The organism is Paractinoplanes bogorensis (assembly GCF_018829635.1).
Classification (GTDB): domain Bacteria; phylum Actinomycetota; class Actinomycetes; order Mycobacteriales; family Micromonosporaceae; genus Actinoplanes; species Actinoplanes bogorensis.
On the sequence record NZ_JAHKKG010000014.1, the window covers coordinates 107,310 to 128,397 of the forward strand.

Sequence of the window (21,088 nt, forward strand, 5' to 3'; positions counted from 1 at the left end):
AGCCATGCACAGGCTTCCGAGACGGCGGTCCGATGTCGCGCACAGGCCGCCGACCGATGCTGGAGACATCCCCTCACCAGCAGGAGGCACAGATGTCCGCACGAGGAATCCTCTCCGTGGTCGGCGTCGCGGTCGGCGGCGTGATCGGCCTGGGCTCACCCCCGCCGCCCGACCCGGACTGCATCCGCGAACTGCTCACCGAGGCCGGCCTGCGGCCCGGCGACGACCTCACCGAGGGCGTACGCGAATTCCAGGAGCGCACCGGCCTGGTCGCCGACGGCGTGGCCGGGCCGCGCACGGTGCATCTCCTGAGCCGCTATGCCCGTGAACGATGGCACGGCCTGGCAGCGTAGAACTTGAGGCATGACCTCGGGCGACCTGATCACGTACTACGACGACGCGACCGGTGAGCGTTTCGGCCTCACCGCGGGCGAACTCGGCGGCTGGACGGCGGCGACGGCCGCGCTGCTCACCGAGGGTTGCCGGCTCGGCCCGGGACGCACCGCGGCGGTGCTGCTGCCCCCGCACTGGCAGACTGCGGCCGTGCTGCTCGGCGCATGGTCGGCCGGGCTGGAGCTGTCGATCCGGGGCTGGGCCACGGCGGGCCTCGACCCCGCGGGTGCCCCGCTCGACGTGACCTTCGTCGAACGCCGCCGCGTCGGCAACTGGCTCGACGATGTCCCCACCGGAGGCCACCAGTTCGTGCTCGGCCTGGCTCCGCACGGCGAGGCGACGGCCGACGTGCCGGGCGGCTACCTCGACTACATCTCGGCGCTGCGCCCCTACCTGGGCGCCCACCCGCCACGGCACGAGATCGCCGAGCACCTGCCCGCGGTGACCGACGGCACCACCTACCGCGAATATGCGGAAGTGGCCGCCGCAACCGCCGCCCGCAACGGCATCCGCGCCGGCGACCGCGTGCTGATCGACACCGCCGCCCACGAGCAGCCGCTGATCTGGCTGCTGGGCCCCCTCACGGTCGGTGCCTCGATCATCCTCTGCGCCCACCTCGACCCGGCCCGCCTGGACGACCGGATCGACAAGGAGCGCGTCACCAAGCTCCTGACCTGACGCCTCCACCCGCGGTGGCGCCGTCCACACCACGCGCGACCCCGTGCGTCGCCGGGTCGTCCGGCGTTTCGTCGATCTCTGCGATCTCGGCGGCGGCCGCTACTCGTCGAAACTGACTGTCACCTTCTCCGACACCGGCGTCGACTGGCAGGTGAGGACAAACCCGGCGTCCACCTCGGCCTGTTCCAGGGCAAAGTTGCGCCGCATGGACACCTCGCCCTCGACCACCCGCGCCCGGCACGTGCCGCACACCCCGCCCTTACAGGCGAACGGCAGGTCGGGCCGCGACCGCTGCGCCCCGTCGAGCACGGTCTCCTGCGGCCGCACCGTCACCGTCGTCGACCGTCCGTCGAGCAGCACGGTCACCTCGCTGCCCGTCCCTGCTTCAAGGTCATTTTCCCGTACGGGCTCAGGCGGCGCCTCATCCACCCAGAACAACTCGCGGTGGATCCTTTCCGGCGCGACCCCGGCCTCGCCGAGCACCTCGGTGGCGTCCACGACCATCCCGTACGGCCCGCACAACCACCAGTGCTCCACCGCCGGCACGTCGAGCAGCACCGGCAGCAGCGCGCGCAGTTTGGCCCCGTCGAGCCGCCCGCTGAGCAGGTCTACTTCGCGCGCCTCCCGTGACAGCAGGTGCACCAGCTCCAGCCGGGACGGATGCCGGTCCTTCAGGTCGGCCAGCTCCTCGGCGAACATGACCGTGTCGGCCCGCCGGTTGCCGTAGAGGACGGCCACCTGCGCCTCCGGGTTACGCAGCAGCGACCCGGCGATCGACAGCACCGGCGTGATCCCCGACCCGGCCGCGATCATCACGTGCCGCCCACCGGCCTGGAGGTCAGGCGTGAACGTCCCCGACGGCGGCGCCACCTCCACCGCGTCACCGGTCCGCAGCTCGTGCACGAGCCAGCTCGACACCAGCCCGCCCGGCACCTCCCGCACCCCGATCCGGGGCCGGGCTCCCGCCGGTGCACAGATCGAATAGGACCGCCGCTCATCACGACCGTCCCCCGGCCGCCGCACCGTCAGCGACTGCCCCGGCCGGAACGCGTAGACCCCCGCCAGCTCATCCGGAACCTCGAACGTCACCGCCACCGCATCGGCACAGAGCCGCTCGACCTCGGCCACCCGCAGCGCATGAAAGTCCCGCACCTCAGACCCCCTCCGCAAACGCCATCAGTCGCCGCCGCGCAAAGCCCCGCACGCCAGAGCCAAACGTCACCCGCCGCCGCGCCACCAAGTCCCGCATGTCAGACCCGAGGGTCACCCGCCGCCGCGCCACCAAGCCCCGCACGTCAGACCCGAAGGCCACCCGCCGCCGCGCCACCAAGTCCCGCACGTCAGATCTCCTTCACGTGCTCGAACGGCTCCCGGCACGCCCGGCACCGCCGCAACTCGCGGCACGCGGTCGCCCCGAAAGCGGCCAGCCGCTCGGTCTCGCCCGCACCACAGAGTGGACAGTCGACCGGCTCGTCACGGATGCCGAGCGTGAGCGGCACCGGCCCGCCCGCCGCACGCCGGGGTGCCGGACCCGGCGGCGCGATCCCGGCCGCGGCCAGCTTGGCCCGCCCCTCCTCGGAGATCCAGTCGGTGGTCCAGGCCGGCGCGAGCAGGGTCCGCACCTGGGCCCGCTCGAAGCCGGCCCGGTGCAGCGCCCGCAGCAGATCCGCGCGAATGGCATCCATGGCCGGGCAGCCCGAATAGGTGGGTGTGATCGTCACCTCGACGCCGTCGCCGGTCTCCCGCACCTCGCGCAGGATCCCCAGCTCGGCCAGCGTGAGAAACGGCAGCTCGGGATCGGTGACGCCCGCCGCCACCTGAGCCGCGGTCACCGTCGCCGGCGCGGTCACCACACACCACCCGGCGTTGCCCGGGCCAGCCCCTGCATCTCGTCCAGGATCTCCCCGAGCTCATCGGTGTGAAACCCGTCCCGGCCCCGGACGGGACCGTCGCCGGCAGAACCGTCGCCGGCAGAACTGTCACCGGCGGAACTGGGACCCGGGCCGGCGCCGGGCCCGGGAGCGTGGAGCGTCGCCACCCGCAGCACCTCGGCCAGCACCCCGTCGAACTCGGCCCGCAGCAAGGACGGGTCGACCGCGACCCCCACCAGGCGCAGCTCGACCGGATGCGCCTCGAACAGCTCCCCGATCAGCGGCCACACCGCGTCCACCGCAGCCTGCATACGCCGGTGGGACAGCTCGGTGCCGTCGCCCAGCCGCACGACCCAGCCCGCCGCGTAGTCCCGGTGGTAGGCGACCTCCTTCACCCCCTTGGCCCCGATCGCCGCCAGCACCGGATCACCGCTCGCCGACAGCCGGTCGAGCAGCGCCAGCCGCCACGTCGCGAAGACCAGCAACCGCGCCACCAGATGCGCGAAATCAGCGTCGGCCCGCTCGGCCAGGCGTACGTGCCGGAAGTCCTGCGGATCGCGCAGATAGGCCAGGTCGTCCTCGCCGCGGCCGCCGCCCTCGGCCTCACCGGCGCGGGTCAGCAGGAGCCGGGCCTGGCCCAGCAGGTCGAGCCCGATGTTGGCGATCGCCATCTCGTCCTCGAGCTCGGGCGCGCGGGTCACCCACTGCTGGAGCCGGTGCGACATGATCAGCGCGTCGTCGCCGATCATCAGGCAGTAGGCGGCCAGGTCGGCGTGGTCGACCCCGTCGGGCAGGGCGGTCGGCACGCCGGCCAGGGGATCGGCGAATCCCGTCCCGTACGCCCAGCGCGCGTCGTCGTCGTGATCGGTGAGGGCCTGGTAGGCGTCGTCGAAGGACATGGCGGCCTCAGATGTGCGGGACCGAGTCGGGAATGGAGTAGTACGTCGGGTGGCGGTAGACCTTGTCGCCACTGGGCGCGAAGAACGCGTCCTTCTCGTCCGGCCCGGACGCCACCACGTCGTCGGACCGCACGACCCAGATGCTCACGCCCTCGTTGCGCCGGGTGTAGAGATCACGCGCGTGGTGCAGGGCCATCTCGTGGTCGGCGGCCCGCAACGACCCCACGTGGACGTGGTTGAGCCCACGCTTGGCCCGCACGAACACCTCGAACAGCGGCCACTCGTGCCGGATCTCGCCGTCGGTCATCCCCGCACCCCCTGCTTCTTGGCGGCATGGGCAGCCGCCGCCGATCGCACCCACTCGCCGTCCTCGTCGGCCCGGCGGCGATGCTCGATCCGCTCGGCGTTCAGCGGCCCGTCGCCCGAGATCACCCGTTTGAGCTCGGACCAGTCGATCTCGCCGAAGTCGTGGTGCTCGCGTTCCGGGTTCCACCGCAGATCGGGGTCGGGCAGCGTGACCCCCAGAGCGGACGCCTGCGGCACGCTCATGTCGACGAAGCGCTGACGCAGCTCGTCGTTGGTGTGGCGCTTGATCTTCCAGGCCATCGACTGCGCGGTGTTGGGCGATTCCGCGTCGGGCGGCCCGAACATCATCAGCGACGGCCACCACCAGCGGTTCACCGCGTCCTGCACCATGTCGCGCTGGGCCTCGGTGCCGCGCATCATCGTCATCAGCAGCTCGTAGCCCTGCCGCTGATGGAACGACTCCTCCTTGCAGATGCGGATCATCGCTCGCGCGTACGGGCCGAAGGAACTGCGGCACAACGGCACCTGGTTGCAGATCGCGGCGCCGTCGACCAGCCAGCCGATCACGCCCACGTCGGCGAAGGTGAGCGTCGGGTAGTTGAAGATCGACGAGTACTTCTGCCGGCCCTCGATCAGCCGGCGGGTCAGGTCGCCCCGGTCGGCGCCGAGCGTCTCGGCCGCCGAATAGAGGTAGAGCCCGTGACCGGCCTCGTCCTGCACCTTGGCCAGCAGGATCGCCTTGCGCCGCAACGACGGCGCCCGGGTGATCCACGCGCCCTCGGGCTGCATGCCGATGATCTCGGAGTGCGCGTGCTGGGCGATCTGCCGGATCATCGTCTTGCGATAGCCGTCGGGCATCCAGTCGCGCGGCTCGATCCGCTGATCCTTCTCGATCGTCGCGGTGAAAGCGGCCTCCTGAGTCATGACGCCTCCCAGCTGAAGAATCCCTGCCCCGCCTTGCGTCCCAGCTCGCCGCGGGCCACCTTGTCGCGCAGCAGCCGCGGCGGGGCGAACCGCTCGCCCAGCTCGCGCTGCAGATGTTCGGCGATGGCCAGCCGCACGTCGAGACCGACCAGGTCGGTCGAGCGCAGCGGTCCCATCGGATGCCGGTAGCCCAGTTCCATGGCCCGGTCGATCGCGGCCGCGTCGGCCACGCCCTCCTCGAGCATGCGGATCGCCTCGAGCCCGAGCAGAACACCGAGCCGGCTGGTGGCGAAACCCGGCGAGTCGCGGACGACGACCTCGCTCTTGCCCAGCCCGGCCACCCACGAGCGGGCCGCGTCGCGGGCGCTGTCGGCGGTGAGCGGGCTGGTCACGATCTCGACGAGCTTGCTGGCCGGCACCGGGTTGAAGAAGTGCATGCCGAGGAACCGGGCGGGCCGGCGCAGCCCGTCGGCCAGGCCGGTGATCGACAGCGAGCTGGTGTTGCTGGCCAGCACGGCCTGTTCGCCGACGACCCGCTCGGCCGCGGCCAGCACGCGCACCTTGAGCGCCGCGTCTTCCGGGACGGCCTCGACCACCAGATCGGTGTCGGCGCTGAGCACCGACACGTCGTCGACCAGCAGGAGCCGTTCGAGCACCGAGTCGGCCGGCTCGGTGAGGACGCCTTTCTCCGTGGCGCGCAGCAGGCCCATCGCCACCCGGTCGCGGGCCGCCGCGGCCGCCGCCGGGTCACGCTCGACCAGGCAGACGATCGACCCGGCGGCCGCGAAGACCTGGGCGATGCCGGCTCCCATCCGCCCGCCCCCGATGACGGCGACGAGCTTCGGGATCCTCAGGTCGAGAGCCGTCATGATCGTCCGCCGGCCAGGAAGGCGTCCATGCGGTCGCGCTTGTCGTCGGTCTCGAAGAGGACGGCCTGCGCCAGGTCGTCGGTCAGCGGATGCCCGTCACCGTCGGCCACGAGCTTGGTCAGGCGCAGGGCGAGCGCACCCGACCGGGACATCCGGTCGAGCAGCGCGTGCGCCCGCGTGATCAGCTCGCCGGCGGGCACGACCTCGGCGACCAGCCCGAACCGCAGCGCGTCGTCGGCGTCGAGCCGCTTCCCCGCGAGCAGCACCTGCTTGGCGACCGACCCGCCGACCAGCTCGCGCAGCCGCCAGCTGGCCCCGGCCGCGGCGAGAATGCCCAGTCCCGGCTCGGGGTTGCCGAACACCGCGGTGGGCGACGCCAGCCGCAGGTCGCACGCGTACGCCAGTTCGGCGCCCCCGCCCAGTGCGTAGCCGTCCACCGCGGCCACCGTCGGCAGCGGCAGTTTGGCGATCCGGTCGAAGACCCGCCGGTTGATGCCCTGCAGCGCCTGGTCACGGCCGCGCTCGCGCAGCTCGCCGATGTCGGCCCCGGCCGCGAAGGTGCCGTCGGCCCCGGTGATCAGCAGCAGCCGCGGTTTCGCCTCGAGGGCCGCGCACACCTCGTGCAGCTCGGCCGCCATGGCCGCGTTGATGGCGTTGCGGGCCTCGGGCCGCCGCAACGTCACCACCACCCGGTCGTCGAGCTCTTCGACGTCGAGCGTGGTCACGGCCGCTCCAGCAGCATCGCGACGCCCTGTCCGACGCCGACGCACAGGGTGGCCAGGCCGCGCCGGGCGTCTTCGCGCTCCATCCGGCCGAGCAGCGTCACCGTGAGCCGGGCCCCCGAGCATCCCAGCGGATGCCCCAGGGCGATCGCCCCGCCGTCGGCGTTGACCCGTTCCTCGTCCAGCTTGAGCCGACGGATCACGGCCAAGGCCTGCACCGCGAACGCCTCGTTCAGCTCGACCGCGTCGACGTCGGTGGCCGACCAGCCCACCCGGTCGAGCGCCTTCTCGGTGGCGGGCACCGGGCCCAGGCCCATGATCTGCGGCGGCACACCGGCGCTGGCCGCGGTGACGATGCGGGCGCGCGGGACGAGCCCGTAACGCTCGACCGCGGCCCGGCTCGCCACGACCACCGCCGCCGCGCCGTCGCTGAGCGGCGAGGACGATGCGGCCGTGACCACCCCGCCGGCGCGGAACACGGGCCGCAGGCCGGCGAGTTTCTCCAGGGTGGAGCCGCGGCGCGGGATCTCGTCGGTGGTCACGTCGCCCACCGGCACGATCTCGCCCGAGAAGCGCCCGGCGTCGATCGCCGCGATCGCCCGCTCGTGGCTGCGCAGCGCGAAGGCGTCGCTGTCGGCCCGGGTGATGCCGTCGAGCGCGGCGACCTCTTCGGCGGTCTCCCCCATGCTGAGGGTGATGCGACGGTCTCCGGTCCGTTCCCGGTCGTACGCGGCGAACGCCGGGTTGGTGAACCGCCACCCCAGCGACGTGTCGACCACCTCGCCCGGCCGGGCCCACGGGGTGCCGGGCTTCTGCATCACCCACGGCGCGCGGGTCATCGACTCGACGCCACCGGCCACGATCAGGTCGGCCTCACCGGCCCGGATCTGGTTGGCCGCCGACACGATCGCGGTGAGCCCGCTCGCGCACAGCCGGTTGACCGTGTAGCCCGGCACGGTGTCGGGCAGCCCGGCCAGCAGCACCGCCATGCGGGCCACGTTGCGGTTGTCCTCCCCCGCCTGGTTGGCCGCGCCGAGCACCACCTCGTCGATCTGATCGGCGGGCACGCCGGCCCGGGCCACGGCCTGCTGGACGACGAGCCCGGCCAGGTCGTCGGGGCGGACGCCGGCCAGCGCACCGCCGTATTTGCCCTGCGGGGTGCGGACTCCGCCGACGAGAAAGGCCTCAGCCATGGGTGATCCTCCGCGCTCAGACGTGGTGACGGGACTGGAGGGTGAAGAACCGGCCGGTGACGAAGTGGTCGTCGCTCAGCGAGGCCGTGGCCGCCGGGTTGGCGCTGGAGCCGTGCAGATCGCTGAACGCGGCGGTCTGGTTGACGAACACGCCACCCGTGAGGTTTTCGGCCAGGTGCACGCCGGCGTCGAGCGCCGCCTCACGGGCCGCGGCCAGCACCTCGGGGCTCGTGGAGTGGACCAGGGCGGTGAGGGCCCCGTGCGCGCGGACGGTCTCGACCAGGATGCGCAGGCTATGCCCGGTCGACTCGGTGCCGATCACGAACGAGACCGGGCCGAACCATTCCCGCGTGTACGCCTTCTCGTCGGCCGCATCGAGACGCACGACCACGGGCGTACGGATGGTGGCGCCGGGGTTCTGCTCGTCGGCGACCTCGGCCGTCGGGCGGATGACGCTGTTCGCGTGGCCCGCCTCGGTGACCCGGCTCAGCACCCCGTCGTTGACGATCGCGCCGAGCGTTCCCGCGGCTCGGGCCGGGTCGCCGAGCAGCTTGTCGAGTGCGGCGGCCAGGTCGGCCCCGAACTCGTCGGCACTGCGGTGCCCGGCGTCGGTCTCGATGCCGCTCGAGGGGACCAGGATGTTTTGCGGCGTGGTGCACATCTGGCCGCTGTAGAGCGAGAGCGAGAAGGACAGGTTGCGCAGCAGGCCCTTGTAGTCGTCGGTGGAGTCGACGACCACCGTGTTGAGCCCGGCCTTCTCGGTGTAGACGACGGCCTGGCGGGCGTTGGCCTCGAGCCAGTTGCCGAACTCGCTCGACCCGGTGAAGTCGACGATGCGGACGTCGGGATGGGTGGCCAGGGTGGCCGCGATGCCGTCGCCCGGCTCCTCGGCGGCCAGCGTGACCAGGTCGGGGCTCTGCCCGGCCTCCTGGAGGACCTCGCGGCAGATCTGCACGGTGAGGGCGAGCGGCAGCACCGCTCCCGGGTGCGGCTTGACGATCACCGGGTTGCCGGTGACCAGGCTCGCGAACAGGCCGGGATAGCTGTTCCAGGTGGGGAACGTGGTGCAGCCGATCACCAGGGCGACGCCGCGGCCGACGACCGTGCTGGTCTTCGTCATGCTCAGCGGGTCGCCGCCGCGCTGCGGCTTGTTCCACGCCGTGGTGACCGGGATGCGGGTGGTCGCGGCGAGCGCGCAGGCGACCGCCTCGAGCGCGCGGTCCTGCGCGTGCGGGCCGCCGGCCTGGAACGCCATCACGAAAGCCTGACCGGTGGTGTGCTGCACGGCGTGGGCCATCTCGAAGCTGCGCGCGTTGATCCGCTTGATGATCTCGGCGGCGACACCGGCGCGGCCCTCGGGACCGACGGCCCGCCAGGCCGGGGTGGCGGCGCGGGCGGCCGCGACCAGGGCCAGTGGGTCGGCCTTGGGATAGCTGATGCCCAGCTCGAGGCCCCACGGCGAGCGCTCGGTGGACACCGTGCCGGAGGCGCCGGGCACCTCGATCGGGAAGGTCTGGCCGAGCACCGCCCGGAAGGCCCGCTCGCCCTCACCGGCCGCCGTCTCGCCGTAGACCGACTTGCTCGGTGACTCGGGGAAGGCCGACCAGTAGTCACGGACGGCCGCCGCCCGGACGGCCTGGTCGAGCAGCTCGGCGTGCGTCTCGTAGAACTCGGCGGGGCTGGTCATCCTGCGCTCCCTTGCGCTAGCGTTCCCTATTATCTACCGTCCGGTCGGTCGGTAATCAAGCCCGGGAGACAAGATGGCATCGTCCTCCGAGAAGGCATCGCCACCAGCGAGGGAGCCACGCAAGCGCGGACGACCCGGACATGACCAGGATGCCGTGCTCGCGGCCGCTGTGCGGCTGTTCAACGAGCGCGGCTACGACTACACGAGCATGTTCGACATCGCGGTGGCGCTCGGCATCACCAAATCGAGCGTCTACCACCACATCAGCGGCAAGGAACAGCTGCTCCAGATGGCGATGGACCGGGCGCTCGACGGCCTGTTCGAGGCGGCCGACGAGGTCCGCGCGCTCGAGGTGACCGCCCTCGAGCGCCTCGAGCAGCTGATCCGGCGCAGCGTACTGGTGCTGTCCGACCGCTTCGAATACGTGACCGTGCTGCTCCGCGTCCGCGGCAACACCGAGGTCGAGCAGCACGCCCTCGAGCGCCGGCGCGAGTTCGACGGTCTGGTCACCGAGCTGGTCAAACAGGCTCAGGCCGAGGGCGGCGTCCGGCCCGACATCGATCCCCCGACCGCCGCCCGCCTGCTCCTCGGCATGGTCAACTCGCTGACGGAGTGGTACCGCCCGCGTCCCGGCGGCGCCGAGTCGATCGCCGACGCCGTCACCACCCTCGCCTTCGAGGGCCTGAGATCATCAAAACCCTTCCCGCCGTACGCGTCCTGACCATCCCTTCTCCCGTACGCCCCCTGAGGCGCTCACAAGATCTCCCCAACCTCTGCCACCTCCGTGCACGTCCGGTTGCACCCGGGGGCCGAGTGACTAGCGTGATCGGCGATGAAGCGAAGCCTGGCCGCCGTCCTCGTCCTCACGGGACTTCTGAGCGCCTGCACCACGACCGACGACCAGCCCACGGCCGCGCCGCCGTCCTCCGCGGCACCACCGTCCTCCGCGGAGCCGCCGCCGTCCGCCGAGCCGTCGCTGTCCAGCGCACCCCCGCCGCCCGCCGACTGCGTCACGACCACGCTCGACGGCCTGAACCAGGCCGAACGCGTCGGCCAGCTGCTGATGATCGGGGTCTCGGTCAACGCACCCAGCGGCGCCGGCGACACCCTGCGCCGCTATCACGTCGGTGGCACGTTCCTGCGCGGCCGCAGCACGCACTCCGCCGCCCGGCTCAAGTCCGGCATCGCCGCGCTGCAGAAGAACGCCGCCCTGCCCATGCTGGTGGCGGTCGACCAGGAGGGCGGCAGCGTCCAGACGCTCAAGGGTCCCGACTTCCCGCGCCTGCCCTCAGCCTTCCGGCTCGGCGCCGGCCCGGCGCCGGCACTGCGCGACACGACCCGCGGGAGCGCCCGGCGCCTGGCCGCGATCGGCGTGAACCTCAATCTGGCTCCGGTGGCCGACACCGTCCCGGCGAGCATCGGCGAGGCCAACCCGCCGATCGGGGCGTTCCACCGCCAGTTCGGTTCCGATCCCGCCCGGGTCTCGGCGGCCATCCGCACGGTCGTGCCCACCTCGCAGGAGGCGGGCGTGCTGACCACGCTGAAACACTTCCCGGGTCTGGGCCGCGTGCGGGTCAACACCGACGTCTCGACGGGCGCGACCGACAACACGGCCACCGTGAACGACCCCTATCTGGCCCCGTTCAAGGCGGGCATCGAGGCCGGCACGGCCGCGGTGATGATCTCGTCGGCGCGCTACCCGAAGATCGACACGGATGCCCTGGCCGCCTTCTCCCGCCCGGTCATCACCGGCCTGCTGCGCGACAAGATCGGCTTCGACGGCCTGGTGATCTCCGACGATCTGGGCGCGGCCCGCGCCGTCACCGGCGTCGTCCCCGCCCAGCGGGCCACCCGCTTCGTGTCCGCGGGCGGCGACATGGTGCTGACGATCGTCCCCTCGGACGCCGCCCCCATGGCCGCCGCCCTGATCGACAAGGCCGAAAGCGATCCGGCGTTCCGCGCCCGGGTCGACGACGCCGCCCGCCACGTCCTCCAGGCCAAGCAGAAAGCCGGCCTCCTCCGCTGCGGCTGACACCGTAAGGCAAGCATCTGCGGCCGGCCGCAGGGAGCGACCAGCCGCAGGAAGCGACCAGCCGCAGGAAGCGACCAGCCGCAGGAAGCGACCAGCCGCAGGAAGCGACCAGCCGCAGGAGGCGACCAGCCGCAGGAGGTAGCTGGCGCAAACCGAAGGCGGCCGCATACGAGCGCGACAGGCTGGTCGCTCCGGGTGCGGCGTGGGCCGCGTACCAGCTGTGCGTCTGCGGTCAGAAGGCGTCGAGGAACGACCGCAGGCCGGTGGCCGGGGTGAGCAGCGAGACCGCGGAACCATCGCCGAAGTCGAGCCGCAGCCGCCCGTCGTTGTCACCGGCCTTGGCCAGCTGCGCCCGCGGCGCCTCCCACCGCAGGCTCGCCGCCCCGGTGCGCGGCCGGAACAGTTCACGCCACGAACCGAGGCCCTTGGCCAGCAGCACCAGGCGCCGGTCGGTGACGGCCAGCAGCCGCGGCTCGGTGACGTTTCGGATGTGCTCGTCCAGCCGGTAGGCGAGGCTCCGCGGCGTTCCGTGCACCCCCCGGCGAGTGGCGGGCCCGATGGTCTTGGGCCGCCGGAACCGCCATGGCGACAGGTCGGACTTCGTCATCCCGGCCAGGGTCTGCGCATCGGCCCGGCTCACCCACACGGCAGCGAGGAACCTCTCGCCGTCCCCCAGATGCTCCCGGACGAGATCCTCGACCGACTCCGCCCGCTCGGCACCGGGATTCACAGCTCCACTCCCCCTCATAGTCCAGCTCACCCCAGTCGACCACGACGACCCGCCCGTGCCGAAGCCGGGGCCGCCGGTAAATCGCGTGCGCCCGGCCGCCCCGGCTGGCACGATCGCCGGCATGCCGCCTTAGGTGCAGTCGCCCTCTCCGCATCCCCACCGGGGCCGCGGGCGACTGCCGTGAGGACCACGGCCGACATGAGCAAGACCGATCGGACCCGGCCGGGCTGGGTCACCGAGTTCTTCACCGGCGTGCTCGAGCACGATCACACCAGCGGCGAGTGCCGCGTCGAGACGCTGGCCGAGGCCCGCGGCCCCCGCCGTTCCAGGCCGCCGTGCCGGCACCGGCTCCGCCTGGGCTACGTCTACCGGGCCAAGATGTACGGCGACCGGATGACGCCCGGCTTCGAGCACCAGATCTACCACTCGCCGATGCGCCGGACGGCCCGCGACGTGCTGCACCGGGCCCGCGGCGAGTACAACGCCGGGCACCGGCCGGGCGACGACGACATCGAGGACAGCTGGGAGCCCCCGCTGCCGGCCGCGAACAACGCCATCTGGCTCTTCTGGTGACCAGGTGTCCCCGGGGACCGCACGAGGCGGGCCCCGCGGACGTGCCTTCCGCTTATGCCTTACGGAGCCAGAACGTCAGTCCGATCGACTCGTCGGTGAACTCGCGCGAGCCGGTCGGCGCCGACGAACCGGCCGAGTAGGACGTCGCCAGCACCTCGTCGGACACCAGCGCGGCGTGCTCGGTCATGGCCAGCTCGGTCTCCCCCTGGGCCGACCACACCAGCTCGATGCGGTCGGACACCTCGAACCCGCTGGTCTTGCGCGCCTCCTGGATCTGCCGCACGGCGTCGCGCGCCACGCCGGCCCGGCGCAGCTCGGGCGTGAGCTCCAGGTCGAGCGCCACGGTGGCCCCCGAGTCGGACGCGACGGCCCACCCGGCGCGCGGGGTCTCGGTGATGAAGACCTCGTCGGGGCTCAGGGTGACCGGCTCGCCCTCGACCTCGACCGTCGCCGTGCCCGTGCCGCGCAGTGCGGAGGACAGCTCGGCGGCGTCGGCGGCCGCGATTGCCTGGGCGACGACCTGCACCCTCTTGCCGAAGCGCTTGCCGAGCGGCCGGAAGTTGGCCTTGGCCGTCGTGTCGACGAAGGAGCCCGCCACCCGGGTGACCTCGCCGACGTTGAGCTCCGCGGCGATCTCGGCCAGCAGGTCGTCGGGCAGGTCGTCGAAGCCGGCGCCCGAGGCCAGCGCGCGGGACAGCGGCTGCCGCACCTTCTGCCCGGACTCGGCCCGGGCCGCCCGGCCCAGCTCGACCAGCCGCCGCACCAGCGTCATCTGCCGGGACAGGGCCGGGTCGATCAGCGCCGCGTCGGGCTCGGGGAAGGCGGCCAGGTGCACCGACTCCGGCTCGCTTCCGTCGACCGCGACGACCAGATCGCGCCAGACCCGCTCGGTGACGAACGGGGTCAGCGGCGCCATCAGCAGCGTCACCGTGCGCAGCGCCTCGTGCAGGGTGGCCAGCGCGGCCGGGTCGCCCCGCCAGAACCGGCGCCGGCTGCGGCGCACGTACCAGTTGGACAGGTCGTCGACGAACGCGGCGAGCAGCCGGCCCGCTTCCTGGGTGTCGAACACCGCGTACGCCTGGTCGACCTGGCCGACCAGTGTGTTCAGTTCGGAGAGGACCCAGCGGTCGAGCAGCGGCCGCTCGGCCGGTGCCGGGTCGGACGCGGACGGCGTCCAGCCGGAGGACCGCCCGTAAAGGGCCTGGAACGCCACCGTGTTCCAGTAGGTCAGCAGCGTCTTGCGTACGACCTCCTGCAGCGTGGTGTTGCCGACCCGGCGCGCCGACCAGGGCGACCCGACGCAGGCCATGAACCAGCGGACCGCGTCGGCGCCGTGCGTGTCCATCAGCGGGATCGGCTCGAGGATGTTGCCGAGGTGCTTGGACATCTTGCGCCCGTCCTCGGCCAGGATGTGGCCCAGGCAGACGACGGCCTCGTAGGACGAGCGGTCGAAGACGAGCGTGCTCACCGCCATCAGCGTGTAGAACCAGCCGCGGGTCTGGTCGATCGCCTCGGAGATGAACTGCGCGGGGAAGCGCTGCTCGAAGAGCTCCTTGTTCTTGTAGGGGTAGCCGAACTGCGCGAACGGCATCGAACCCGAGTCGTACCAGGCGTCGATCACCTCGGGCACCCGGGTCGCCGTCGCCGTGCACTGCGGGCACGCGAACGTGACCTCGTCGATGTAGGGCCGGTGCGGATCGAGGTCGGCCAGATCGCGCCCGGCCCGCTGGCCGAGCTCGGCCAGCGACCCGATGCAGGTCAGGTGCCCCTCGGTGCACCGCCAGATCGGCAGCGGCGTGCCCCAGTAGCGGTTGCGCGACAGCGCCCAGTCGACGTTGTTGGTGAGCCAGTCGCCGTAGCGCCCGTGCTTCACCGTCTCGGGCTGCCAGGTGGTCTTCTCGTTCTCCCGCAGAAGCTTTTCCCGTACGGCCGTGGTGCGCACATACCACGACGGCTGGGCGTAGTAGATCAACGCGGTGTGGCACCGCCAGCAGTGCGGGTACTGGTGCTCGTAGGGGTCGAGGCGGAACAGCAGGCCGGTGCGCCGCAGTTCCTCGACCAGTGGTTCGTTCGCGGTCCGGAAGAACAGCCCGCCGACCAGCGGAAGCTCGGCCTCGAAGGTGCCGTCACGCCGCACCGGGTTGACCATCGGCAACCCGTACGCGCGGCAGCTGGCCAGGTCGTCGGCGCCGAACGCGGGCGACTGGTGGACGAGCCCGGTGCCGCTGTCGGTGGTGACGTAGCCGGCCAGGATCACGATGTGTGCGTCGGGGACATCGACCAGGCCGAACGGCGGCGTGTAGGTCCACCGTTCGAGTTCCTTGCCCTCGAACGACTCGCCGGTCGGCGTCCAGCCCTCGCCCAGCACCTGCCCGGCCAGTGCCTCGGCGACGACCAACTGCTCCTGTCCGTCGGTCATCACCACGTACGCGGAACCGGGGTTGACCGCAACGGCCGTGTTGGAGACCAGGGTCCACGGGGTGGTCGTCCAGACCAGCAGCGACGCCCGGCCGGCCAGCGGGCCCGAGGTGAGCGGGAAGCGGACGTAGACCGCCGGATCGACGTCGGTCTCGTAGCCCTGGGCGAGCTCGTGGTCGGACAGGGTGGTCTGGTCGCGTGGGCACCACGGGGCGACGCGGAAGTCTTCGACCAGCAGGCCCTTGTCGAAGATCTGCTGGAGCGACCACCAGACCGACTCGATGTATTCCGGGTCCATCGTGCGGTAGGCGTCGTCCATGTCGACCCAGTAGCCCATGCGCTCGGTGAGCTGGGCGAACGCGTCGGTGTGGCGGGTCACGGAGGCGCGGCAGCGGTCGTTGAACCGCGCTACGCCGTACGCCTCGATGTCCTGCTTGCCGCTGAAGCCGAGTTCCTTCTCCACGGCCAGCTCGACCGGGAGGCCGTGGCAGTCCCAGCCGGCCTTGCGGGCGACGTGGAAGCCCTTCATCGTGCGGTAGCGCGGGAACACGTCCTTGAAGACGCGCGCCTCGATGTGGTGGGCGCCGGGCATGCCGTTGGCGGTCGGCGGGCCCTCGTAGAAGACCCACTCGGGACGGCCGCGCGACTGCTCGAGGCTGCGCGCGAAGATCTGCTTCTCCTGCCAGAACCGCAGGACGTCATGGTCGAGCGCGGGCAGGTCGACCTGCGCGGGCACCTGGCTGTACATCTGGCACTTCCTCCGTCGGACGTGTGTCTTACGTCGTCAACAGAGGGACGAGAATCCCGGAGGACCCCGCGGTACCACCCTCTTTGACCGCGACCCGGAGGTCACGGCCCTCTCTCGTTGGTGCGACCGGTTCTAATCAGCCCTGGACGGGCCTTTCTTCCGGTGGCTCCGGGGTGATATTCGGGCCGCGCACACCCCCGGGCTTCCACCGTCCCCGGGTCTCTCGTGGCTGCGTGCGGTCTTACTCGTCCCCATCAGTGCCCCTGCGCCGACGATGATACCGGCCCCCGGCCGGTGGCCGCCAACGAGTTCACCTCAGGGGCGGTGCTGCCGCGGATCACCAGGTGCGGCACCAGCACCATCTCGCTCGCCGCGGTGCGCCCGCCGTCGAGGCGGGAGACGGCGGCCAGCACGGCGTTGCGCGCCTGGGCCGGCGCGTCCTGGTTGACCGTGGTCAGGTCGATGTGGGCGAGCCGGGCCAGGGTGCTGTCGTCGTAGCCGACCACGGAGATCTGACCGGGGACGTCGAGCCCGGCCCGGACGAACGCGTCCATCAGGCCGACGGCGAGGCGGTCGTTGGAGGCGACGACCGCGGTGGGGCGGCCGGGGCCGGCCGCGATCAGCCGGCCGGCCCGGATGCCGCCCTCCTCGGTGTGGTCGCCCGGGAGCACATGGGCGGTCAGGCCGGCCCGGCGCATCGCCCGGCGGTAGCCCCGGCGGCGGCTGGAGGCCACGGCACCCCGGCCGCCGTCGACGAAGGCGATGCGGGTGTGTCCGAGATTGATCAGGTGATCGAGGGCCGCGTCGACCCCCACGTCGTCGGCCGGGCGGACCACGTCGACGCCGGCGCCGCGCACCGACCGGCCGACCACGACGCAGGGCACCTGGGCGGCCAGTGCGGCCAGCTCGGACTCGGACGCGTCGGGGCCGAGCAGGATCAGGGCCTCGCACCGGAAGTCGAGCAGGGTCTCGACCGCGCGGGCCTCGTCGCGGGCCCGGGTGAGCGTCGAGAGCACCACCTCGTAGCCCGCCGCCTCGGCCTCGACCTGGATCTCTTCGACCAGCTCGGCGTGGAACGGGTTGCGCACGTCGAGCAGCACGCCGAGCAGGTGGCGCCGGCGGCGGGCGAGCAGGCTGGCCGTGCGGTCGGCGCGATAGCCCAGCTCGGCCGCGGCCGCGAGCACCCGCTCGCGGGTCTCGGCGCTCGGGCCGGGCGCCCCGCGCAGCACGAGCGACACCGACGCGGGCGAGACGCCGACGGCGGCGGCCACGTCGGACAGTCGCGGTCGCTGATCCACTTTTCACTCCCCACACACGTCTTGACACCCAGCGAGATCAACATCGATATTACAGGGGACTTAAAGCGCTTTAAAGAGGAGCCCGATCGATGTCACTCGGAGTCGCAGAAGTTGGAGTCGCAGTGATCGGGGCCGGCATGGTCGGCCGCGCCCACGCCAACGCCTATCGCCAGGCCGCCACCGTCTTCGGCCTGGATCAGCCCGCCCCGCGCCTGGTCGCCATCGCCGACCTGCACGAGCCGTTCGCCGCCGACGCCGCCGTGCGCTACGGCTACGCCCGCGCCGAGACCGACTGGCGGGCCGTCATCGACGCACCCGACGTCGACGCGGTCAGCGTCGCCGTCGCCAACAGCCTGCACCGCGAGGTCACCGAGGCCGCGCTGGCCGCCGGCAAGCACGTGCTGTGCGAAAAGCCGCTGGCCCCGAGCGTGGCCGACGGCGAGGCGATGGTGGCCGCGGCCGCCGCCGCACCCGGTCAGATCAACGCGGTCGGCTTCACCTTCCGGCGCTCTCCCGCGCTCAACGCGCTCAAGGAGCAGGTCGAGGGTGCGCTCGGCCCGGTGCGCCACTTCGTCGGCAACTACTGGTGCGACTACGGTTTCGACCCCCGGCGCCCGATGAGCTGGCGCTATCAGGGCGGTCCGGGCTCGGGCGTGCTGGCCGACATCGGCAGCCACATGACCGATCTCGCCGAGTTCTTCTGCGGCCCCACCGCCGGGGTGCACGGCACCACCATGGCCACCCTGGTCAAAGAGCGGCCGAAGCCGCTCGGGGTCGCGGTCGGCCACGCCGGCGGGGTGCAGGTGAGCGACGAGCTGGTGCCGGTCGAAAACGAAGACGTGTGCACCTTCACCACGTCCTACGAGAGCGGCGCGGTCGGCACGTTCTCGCTGTCGCGGGTCGCGTTCGGCCATGCCAACTCGCTCCGGGTCGACCTGTTCTGCGAAAACGGCTCGGCCTCGTTCGAGCTGACCCGGCCCGCCGAGTTCAGCATCGTCGACGGCGGTCCCGACGTGGCGGTCAACGGCGCCCGCACGGTCTACATCGGCCCCTGGCACCCCTATGTCGCCCGCGGACTGCCGATGGACTTCCCGACCGTCGGCCACGGGCAGAACGACTTCTTCGTCTACCAGGCCCGCGCCTTCCTCGACCAGATCGCCGGGGTCAAGGGCCTGCCGCCGTGCCCCGACCTGGCCCACGGCCTGCACAACCTGCGCGTCCTCGAGGCCGTCGTGTCGGCCGCCCGATCCTGAGGAGAACTGAGATGCACCTCGGTGCCTACACCGCCTGCCTGCACGACCGCCCCCTCGACGAGAGCCTCAAGATCCTCGGCGAGCTCGGCCTGACCAGCGCCGAGATCAACACCGGCGGCTTCATCGGCACGCCGCACATCCCGATCGACGACCTGCTGGCCAGCGCCGGCGCCCGGGAAGACTATCTGGGCCGCTACGCGCAGGCCGGCATCACGTTGACCGGGCTCAACTGCAACGGCAACCCGCTCAACCCCGACCCGCTGGTCGGGCCCCGGCACGCCGACGACCTGCGCCGCAGCATCGAGCTGGCCGCCGCGCTCGGCGTCAAGCGCGTGGTCACCATGTCGGGCCTGCCCGGCGGCCACCCCGGGGCGACGCTGGCCAACTGGATCGTCAACCCGTGGGACAGCCAGTTCCTCAATGCGCTCGACTACCAGTGGCAAGAGGTGGCCGTCCCGTTCTGGCGCGACATCCAGGCCCGGGCGGCCGACGCCGACGTCAAGGTGTGCATCGAGATGCACCCGCAAAACCTGGTCTTCAACCCGCCCACGCTGCTGCGCCTGATCGAGCAGACCAACGCCACCCACGTCGGCGCCGAGATGGACCCCAGCCACCTGTTCTGGCAGGGCATCGACCCGGTGGCCGCGATCGACCATCTGGGCGACCGCGTCTTCCACGCCGCCGCCAAAGACACGCGCATCAACGAGGAGAACTGCCGCCTCGTCGGCGTGCTCGACGACCGTTTCACCCACACCCCGGCCGACCAGAATCCGCTGGGCCTGGGCGGCAACAACACCCTCAACCAGTGGCCCGAGCAACCGGCCTGGCAGTTCGTCGCGGTCGGCCGCGGCCACGGCGACGAGTTCTGGGTGCCGTTCCTGCAGGCGCTGCACCGCGTCGACCCCGGCATGGCGGTCAACATCGAGCACGAGGACACCGAGCTCGACCAGATCGAGGGCCTGCGCCTGGCCGCCGAAAACCTGATCGCCGCGGGCCGCAAGGCCGGCCTCTGACGCCCCGCCGCCGGGATGAGCGGGCGCCTAGACTCCGGCCCGTGGATGAGCGGGGCGCCTAAACTCCGGCCCGTGGATGAGCGGGGCGCCTAAACTCCGGCCCGTGGATGAGCGGGGCGCCTAAACTCCGGCCCGTGGACAATGTGGACAGGGTGTTGAGTCCGGCCGTGGTGGAGGCGCTGACCTTCTGGCCCCGGCTGACGCAGGCGACCGGCGTCGACGTGTCGGTTCTGGTGCCGTTCTTCAACGAGCTGCTCGGCGAGTGGCCGTTCTGGGACAGCCGCTGGCGAGTGACCCGGGCCGGGCATGCCTATCCCTACGAGATCGCCAAGGACGAGGAGCGTAGCGTCTCGCGCTTCACCGAGGTCAGCGTCCCCGGCGAGGTCGGCCACGACGACGGCCGGGCGCTGCCGTGGGTGGCGCGCGTCCGTTTCACCGGCGACCGGCTCGTCCGGTTCGAGGCCAAGGTGGGCGCCGCCGTCATCGGCCCGGCGCTCACCGAACCGGGCCGGCCCGAGCCCAACCCGTTCGGCGCCGTGCTCACCCGGCTGATGGAGGCACGCGGGCTCACCCGCCACGACATGGCCGTTCGCTGCCGACGGGCCCAGTCCACGATCGTCGGGGTGATGAGGGGCGCCTCGAACCCGCACCGCATCCTGCTCACCGAGATGGCCGCGGCCCTCGAGATGCCCGAGGCCGACCTGCTCGCCATCGCCGGCCAACCCGACGCCGAGAGCGCAGCCGGGCGACCTCAGAGCTGACGCAGATCGATCTCGACGCCGAGGGCACAGCCGGGTTACCTCAAAGCTGACGCAGGTCGATCTCGACGCCGAAGGGCGCGGCCAGTCTCACGACGCCGGTGAAGACTTCGCCGTCGCGATAGCGGTCGGTCGCCGGGTCGAGAACGTAGGTGTAGACGAGGGGTGCACCGGTGGCGGCCTGCTCGACGCGCCAGTAGAACTGAATGCCGGCCTTCGCATATTGGTCGGCCTTGACGATCCGGTCGGTCGTCTCGGACCCGGGCGAGACGACCTCGACCACGAGCAGCACGTGCTCGGGCCGCGTGGGAGTGACGTCGATGGTGTCTGCGCGATAGACCGTCACGTCTGGTCGGCGGTTGTTCAGCGGCACATCATGAAGCCGGACGTCGAAGTCGGTGTCGGCGTTCCAGTCCGGCCCCGCGGCCGCGTCCAAGGCGTTCGCCAGCAGCCGGGCCAGCCGATTGTGCCGCTTGGACGCGCTCGGACTCACGACGACCATCCCATCCACGATCTCGATGCCCGCGCACTGCTCCTCGGTCCAGCCCGCGTATTGCTCGGCCGTGACCTGCTGATGCATCCAGGCCGGCGCGACCATGTCAACAGTCATACACACCTCCTGGAACGCGATCGGCCACCGGAACCCAAGATACCGTTCCGCGCCCGGCCGGCGGTGGAACGGCGGTCAGGATGGTGGAGCGGCGATCAGGACGGTGGAACGGC

At 71.9% G+C, this 21,088-nt stretch carries 21 protein-coding genes; 8 read left to right on the plus strand and 13 right to left on the minus strand.

The window, feature by feature from the left end; all coding sequences use genetic code 11:
• Positions 1-92: 92 nt before the first annotated feature.
• Together KOI35_RS37780 and KOI35_RS37785 are read left to right on the plus strand one after the other, a co-directional pair.
• Positions 93-353 carry a peptidoglycan-binding protein gene (locus KOI35_RS37780; protein ID WP_215793694.1) on the plus strand — a complete coding sequence of 87 codons (261 nt, stop codon included), beginning with the start codon at positions 93-95 and terminating at the stop codon, positions 351-353.
• A gap of 10 nt (positions 354-363) precedes the next feature.
• Positions 364-1,071, plus strand: coding sequence for a TIGR03089 family protein (locus KOI35_RS37785; protein ID WP_215793696.1), 708 nt, complete (start codon positions 364-366; stop codon positions 1,069-1,071).
• A gap of 99 nt (positions 1,072-1,170) precedes the next feature.
• Here KOI35_RS37785 and paaE read toward each other — a convergent pair whose 3' ends face one another.
• The 9 genes from paaE to paaN all read right to left on the minus strand — a co-directional run bounded on the left by paaE (position 1,171) and on the right by paaN (position 9,542).
• Complete coding sequence (paaE, locus tag KOI35_RS37790) at positions 1,171-2,223, minus strand: 1,2-phenylacetyl-CoA epoxidase subunit PaaE (protein ID WP_308121330.1); 1,053 nt, start codon at positions 2,221-2,223, stop codon at positions 1,171-1,173.
• 188 nt (positions 2,224-2,411) lie between these two features.
• Positions 2,412-2,921 carry a 1,2-phenylacetyl-CoA epoxidase subunit PaaD gene (gene paaD / locus KOI35_RS37795; RefSeq protein ID WP_308121331.1) on the minus strand — a complete coding sequence of 170 codons (510 nt, stop codon included), beginning with the start codon at positions 2,919-2,921 and terminating at the stop codon, positions 2,412-2,414.
• Complete coding sequence (gene paaC / locus KOI35_RS37800) at positions 2,918-3,841, minus strand: 1,2-phenylacetyl-CoA epoxidase subunit PaaC (RefSeq protein ID WP_215793701.1); 924 nt, start codon at positions 3,839-3,841, stop codon at positions 2,918-2,920. Before paaC ends, paaD begins: the two co-directional genes overlap by 4 nt.
• A gap of 7 nt (positions 3,842-3,848) precedes the next feature.
• Complete coding sequence (gene paaB, locus KOI35_RS37805) at positions 3,849-4,148, minus strand: 1,2-phenylacetyl-CoA epoxidase subunit PaaB (protein ID WP_215793703.1); 300 nt, start codon at positions 4,146-4,148, stop codon at positions 3,849-3,851.
• A complete protein-coding gene (paaA, locus tag KOI35_RS37810) occupies positions 4,145-5,071 on the minus strand; it encodes a 1,2-phenylacetyl-CoA epoxidase subunit PaaA (protein ID WP_215793706.1) in 927 nt (308 codons plus the stop codon). Before paaA ends, paaB begins: the two co-directional genes overlap by 4 nt.
• Entirely contained in the window at positions 5,068-5,940 is an 873-nt protein-coding gene (locus KOI35_RS37815) for a 3-hydroxyacyl-CoA dehydrogenase family protein (protein ID WP_215793708.1), read from the minus strand. The genes paaA and KOI35_RS37815 overlap by 4 nt, the downstream gene beginning before the upstream one ends.
• The gene (locus KOI35_RS37820; protein ID WP_215793710.1) at positions 5,937-6,665 is read right to left on the minus strand and encodes an enoyl-CoA hydratase/isomerase family protein; all 729 of its coding nucleotides are present in this window, start codon (positions 6,663-6,665) and stop codon (positions 5,937-5,939) included. Before KOI35_RS37820 ends, KOI35_RS37815 begins: the two co-directional genes overlap by 4 nt.
• Positions 6,662-7,855, minus strand: a complete 1,194-nt coding sequence (locus KOI35_RS37825) for a thiolase family protein (protein WP_215793712.1) — start codon at positions 7,853-7,855, stop codon at positions 6,662-6,664. The genes KOI35_RS37820 and KOI35_RS37825 overlap by 4 nt, the downstream gene beginning before the upstream one ends.
• A gap of 16 nt (positions 7,856-7,871) precedes the next feature.
• A complete protein-coding gene (gene paaN / locus KOI35_RS37830) occupies positions 7,872-9,542 on the minus strand; it encodes a phenylacetic acid degradation protein PaaN (RefSeq protein WP_215793714.1) in 1,671 nt (556 codons plus the stop codon).
• A gap of 154 nt (positions 9,543-9,696) precedes the next feature.
• Between paaN and KOI35_RS37835 the strand changes: the two genes are divergently transcribed.
• A complete protein-coding gene (locus KOI35_RS37835) occupies positions 9,697-10,263 on the plus strand; it encodes a TetR/AcrR family transcriptional regulator (protein ID WP_308121332.1) in 567 nt (188 codons plus the stop codon).
• A 111-nt stretch (positions 10,264-10,374) separates the two neighbouring features.
• Positions 10,375-11,574, plus strand: a complete 1,200-nt coding sequence (locus tag KOI35_RS37840) for a glycoside hydrolase family 3 N-terminal domain-containing protein (protein WP_215793718.1) — start codon at positions 10,375-10,377, stop codon at positions 11,572-11,574.
• 232 nt (positions 11,575-11,806) lie between these two features.
• Here the strand turns inward: KOI35_RS37840 and KOI35_RS37845 are convergent, their stop codons facing one another.
• Complete coding sequence (locus KOI35_RS37845; RefSeq protein WP_215793721.1) at positions 11,807-12,304, minus strand: hypothetical protein; 498 nt, start codon at positions 12,302-12,304, stop codon at positions 11,807-11,809.
• 198 nt (positions 12,305-12,502) lie between these two features.
• On the opposite strand from KOI35_RS37845, the gene KOI35_RS37850 reads away from it, so the two are divergent.
• Positions 12,503-12,877, plus strand: coding sequence for a hypothetical protein (locus KOI35_RS37850; RefSeq protein ID WP_215793723.1), 375 nt, complete (start codon positions 12,503-12,505; stop codon positions 12,875-12,877).
• Between the two features lie 52 nt (positions 12,878-12,929).
• On the opposite strand, the gene ileS is transcribed toward KOI35_RS37850, so the two are convergent.
• The gene (ileS, locus tag KOI35_RS37855; protein WP_215793726.1) at positions 12,930-16,043 is read right to left on the minus strand and encodes an isoleucine--tRNA ligase; all 3,114 of its coding nucleotides are present in this window, start codon (positions 16,041-16,043) and stop codon (positions 12,930-12,932) included.
• A 254-nt stretch (positions 16,044-16,297) separates the two neighbouring features.
• Positions 16,298-17,341, minus strand: coding sequence for a LacI family DNA-binding transcriptional regulator (locus KOI35_RS37860; RefSeq protein WP_215793728.1), 1,044 nt, complete (start codon positions 17,339-17,341; stop codon positions 16,298-16,300).
• An 89-nt stretch (positions 17,342-17,430) separates the two neighbouring features.
• Between KOI35_RS37860 and KOI35_RS37865 the strand changes: the two genes are divergently transcribed.
• The 3 genes from KOI35_RS37865 (at position 17,431) to KOI35_RS48625 (ending at position 20,368) form a co-directional block, all read left to right on the plus strand.
• Positions 17,431-18,594 (plus strand): Gfo/Idh/MocA family protein, encoded by a 1,164-nt coding sequence (locus KOI35_RS37865; protein WP_215793730.1) that lies wholly within the window; start codon positions 17,431-17,433, stop codon positions 18,592-18,594.
• Between the two features lie 11 nt (positions 18,595-18,605).
• Positions 18,606-19,607 carry a sugar phosphate isomerase/epimerase family protein gene (locus tag KOI35_RS37870; RefSeq protein WP_215793733.1) on the plus strand — a complete coding sequence of 334 codons (1,002 nt, stop codon included), beginning with the start codon at positions 18,606-18,608 and terminating at the stop codon, positions 19,605-19,607.
• A 134-nt stretch (positions 19,608-19,741) separates the two neighbouring features.
• Positions 19,742-20,368, plus strand: coding sequence for a helix-turn-helix domain-containing protein (locus tag KOI35_RS48625; RefSeq protein ID WP_215793735.1), 627 nt, complete (start codon positions 19,742-19,744; stop codon positions 20,366-20,368).
• A gap of 40 nt (positions 20,369-20,408) precedes the next feature.
• On the opposite strand, the gene KOI35_RS37880 is transcribed toward KOI35_RS48625, so the two are convergent.
• A complete protein-coding gene (locus KOI35_RS37880) occupies positions 20,409-20,975 on the minus strand; it encodes a Uma2 family endonuclease (protein ID WP_215793737.1) in 567 nt (188 codons plus the stop codon).
• Positions 20,976-21,088: the final 113 nt, after the last annotated feature.